At 46.3% G+C, this 3,756-nt stretch carries 5 protein-coding genes; all 5 read right to left on the bottom strand.

Translation table 11 applies throughout. The features are described 5' to 3' along the window. On the bottom strand, window positions 1-857 hold an 857-nt coding region (locus QUB08_RS30355; protein ID WP_333229818.1), incomplete at its 3' end, for a relaxase/mobilization nuclease domain-containing protein. 65 nt (window positions 858-922) lie between these two features. Further along, complete coding sequence (locus QUB08_RS30360; protein ID WP_333229820.1) at window positions 923-1,324, bottom strand: plasmid mobilization protein; 402 nt, start codon at window positions 1,322-1,324, stop codon at window positions 923-925. 229 nt (window positions 1,325-1,553) lie between these two features. Continuing rightward, window positions 1,554-1,748 (bottom strand): hypothetical protein, encoded by a 195-nt coding sequence (locus QUB08_RS30365; protein ID WP_333229822.1) that lies wholly within the window; start codon window positions 1,746-1,748, stop codon window positions 1,554-1,556. Window positions 1,749-2,307: 559 nt separating this feature from the next. Continuing rightward, a complete protein-coding gene (locus QUB08_RS30370; protein ID WP_333229824.1) occupies window positions 2,308-2,994 on the bottom strand; it encodes a hypothetical protein in 687 nt (228 codons plus the stop codon). Continuing rightward, entirely contained in the window at window positions 2,991-3,500 is a 510-nt protein-coding gene (locus QUB08_RS30375; RefSeq protein ID WP_015179812.1) for a hypothetical protein, read from the bottom strand. Before QUB08_RS30375 ends, QUB08_RS30370 begins: the two co-directional genes overlap by 4 nt. Window positions 3,501-3,756: the final 256 nt, after the last annotated feature.

Here is a 3,756-nt window from a genome sequence, read left to right on the forward strand (position 1 = left end):
GACGACTCTAGCTCATTTTCCTCTGCCTCAGTGGGGGCGATAGCTAAGTGTTGTGGCTGCATTAAAGCCTCAATTAAGGCGTTATCTCGCCCTTGGTCATAGCTAACGCCTCGATGCTTCTGCAATCCAGAAAAAGTGTAGGCTTTACCCAACTGAGTGCCACTTAAAGCGACTCCATCTAAATTGTAAGAAATGCCTTTACTGAAGCCTATTTCAGTTAGTGTGACTTGCACCTCTACGCCTTGTTGCTGCAACCGCTCAACGAATTCTGGCATACTTGGGTTGTCTTGAGTGACTTCATCAATTAGGTCTTGCAATTGCACCCTGACGCTCTTGTTTCCCTTGCTTTTTAATTCCCTGTGTTCTCCTGTAGTCTGAGCTCGCTTGTCTGTTTCCCAACTGGGTGTAACAGTGTCCAGATTGTAGTTCCGTTCGAGCTGGCGAATTACTTCTTGGCTTTTGTAATAATCCCAGCTATCGTCAACAACACCTCCATCTAGGCAAATGCGACTGGCGACGATGTGAATGTGGTCGTGTTCTGTATCGCTGTGCTTGACAACTGCGTACTGGTTGTTGTCAAATTCCATCGCTTTCATGTAGTTGGCTGCGATAGCCAGCCAGCGCTGGTCATTTTCTTCAGAATCTTCTAGTTTTTTGGTGCTATCGACAGATAAAGTGGCGTGAAAAACTGCTACTTTCAGGTTAGGTCTTAGTTGTCGGGCGATGGCAAATTCAGCAGCGAGTTCTTCAGGAGTTTGTCCGCACATAGTACCGCCAATTAGAGCGGCGTCTTTTTTGCCCAGCACGTAGTTCAGACAGCCCCGAAAGCCTGTACCTTTGATTTGTTTGCCGATCATAACCGAAAAGCCGTCAGTTGCACAGAATCGATTGCTCAGGCGGTAAAGCCCAGGCTTGTTAATAATTAGCGTACTGTAGATTTGGCGAGGTTTGCAACTATTGCTTTAATTGCAGCCCCGTTTTCTCGAATGAGTTGCTGTACGCTTTTTAAGAGTTCTGTATTGACAACAACTGGTTCTCCCAATGCTACAGCACTATTGCAAGCTTTAGCAATCTGATTGAGGTTGTTTCCTGCAATTCTCAATTGGACATCAATCTTGCACAAAACTTGATAGGCTTTCAAGTCAAATGCAGCTAGAGGGCGCGGCATGGCTCTCCTCAAAGCTGCACGGCGCATGAAGTCGCTCATGCTCAAATTGACTAGCGAGGCTCTTGCTTTAATTTGATTGTAGTCTGAGTCAGTTAGGCGAATGTGAATATGGTTGGATAGCAGCTCTCTGGGTTGGACTTCCGATAAAGTTTTCATAGTTTTTAATCAGTAAAAACCTTTTCCCAAGATACAAGTTAACAACTGTAATTAAAAACCCCTAATCAGGTGATTTTATCCCCTCCAATTGGAGAGGGCTATTAGAGGGTTTATCAAAGTGAGACTGACGCCTACCCAACTTTAATTTAATTTAATTTGTTTGTATAAATTATAGCGACTGAGGCGATCGCAGTGGAAGGACGATTAAACGTCTGACGGCGAGGGCTGGTTAACAAGAGAGCGATGGCTGGTTAACAAGAGAGCGAGCAATGCGATCGATCGCTACCCAGGCGCGATGGGAAAGTTGCGGCAATTGATGCCTGTGCTGCCACAAAAGCCGCCACAACAGCAGGAGCAATGTGAGCAATCGGCACAGTCGAATATCGGGTAAAAATGAAGCGCCTTGACACCTAGGATGCGCCATTCATCAGGGTGCATTATTTTTTGTCTGCACGAATTAGTCAGGGTTTGCGATCGCAAAACCATTGCTTGCTACCAAAACTAAACAGCCATAACCAGCCTCAACAGGCAAATGTACGCTCGACACAAAAAAGCAGCAATTTGACCGAAAAAGTCAGGCATTTGCAGGATATTTTCGGGTAAATGCAGGTAAAGTGCACCCCCTGCAAATACCTGTAATCTCACTGATTTTATACTGCAAACACCTGACTTTATACTGCAAATGCCTGATTTTAACGCTCCACAAAAATTGGAGATTTTTTAGCGTTTTTAACAAAAACTGGATTGATTTAATAGTCAAGTTACGGTATGGTAAGTTGAATAAAAAATCAATTTGAGCAAGTGCGAAAAAATTGGCAGGTAGCTAAAATTTTAGAAGCGATTTTGTAGCGTAGTACCCACTATACCAGCAATAAAGTTGAGGCTGGACTATCTGGTTTTTGCGCTCGCCCGCCGAGCTGTTAGCGAGTGTAAGGCTTACCTCGATCAAGTGTCCGCTGCTGTCTATTGCTAGCAGTCAACTACTAAACTACTATCCCCAGCCTTTCAATTCTTTGCAAGAGCAAGCGAGAGCGACCTGAAATTTTAGCAACAGGTGAGAGGAAAGCAGGCGCGATGGAACACAGATTTTCCAGCTCGGCTCGAAACCATCCTGATAAAAATGCTTTCACTTCTTCGTCAGCTTGTTGCACTTCCTCGAACAAACTAGAACGCCCGTCAAGCAATGCCACAATGTCTTCAATATCAGAACTAAAATAAAAGTTACCCCCTCCTCTACCCGTGAAAGCTTCTATTTTGGAGGCGAGGAGATAAGGCGTTGAAAAAATTAGGATTTGCCTACCACTTGGAAGTTGGTAGCGAATAGAATTAGCAATACCTGGCTTGTACCAGCGGTTAGAAAACCCCAGCACCGACTCATCGCACGGCATGACATCAATTGAAATGCCCTCATACTGCCAGCGACATAGGGGTGCGCCTGGTTCTGTAGTTTCTTGAAGCCCAAGGGTTCGCAACAAGTTCGAGAAGTTGTAATATTCAGCTCTGGACGTGATTTCGACAACACAATCAACATCATCGGTAGGTCGAATGTCAGGAGCCGCCACTTCGTCCAGATACAGGAATATCGTTGCTCCTCCTGTGAAGACGATGGTAGTGCGTACTTGAGAGAGTATCCGGGCGACTGTTTCCAGCATGAATATCTGCTGATTCATAGAGCGACGATCCTCTTTTCAAGTTCGCTAGCGGCTAAACGTTGCTCCCGCACCCGACCAACTCGAATAGCGTCAATCAAGCTGAGCAAGGCATAAAGTTTTGGATCGTTACTAGCAGCTTGGGGGACTGAACGGTACAGAGGCGCGATTGCCTGCCCTCTCACAACACCTTGAGGGTCAGGCCAGACGTAAACCTCAGACGGTGAGGCAACCAGCTTGCTTTTCAATGGCTCAGCAGAATGTGCAGTTGGCAGTCCCCGCGAGAGAGGGCCTGGTTGGGCGTAGAATACATAGCGCAACCCGTGAACCAAGAATTCCAACACCGCTTGCTTCAAAATTTTCCGCTCGGAGCCATAATACAGACCGGCAGCTTCAGAACGCTCAAGGGCAGCATGAACCTCTGATGCGCTCATGCCCAAGCTTTGAGCGAGAGAACTGTACGTCCAGTTCGTTGAATCCCAACTGTGGACTTTGAGTATTGCAAGGATATCTTGGGGTTTTAGCATAGCGGATGAGCGAGCGCATTGTTTCCTTGTTTCCTTTATTCTACATTCGCGAATAGCGAATCCTCAAGATGTGGCGACTGTAATTGACTGCGGGCGCGCTCGTTGAAGGGCAATCGCTATGTAGCACATACAGCACTCGGCCCGGCTGCTTGAAGCCGTTGTAGGTAGGAGCGATCGCATGGCTCTCCTGAGTTTATGGTGTAAAATGTACCTACTAATACATTTACCGTTATGAGCTTCCATCTAGACTATCTAT

Origin of the sequence: Microcoleus sp. BR0-C5 (genome assembly GCF_036705045.1) — a bacterium.
Classification (GTDB): domain Bacteria; phylum Cyanobacteriota; class Cyanobacteriia; order Cyanobacteriales; family Microcoleaceae; genus Microcoleus.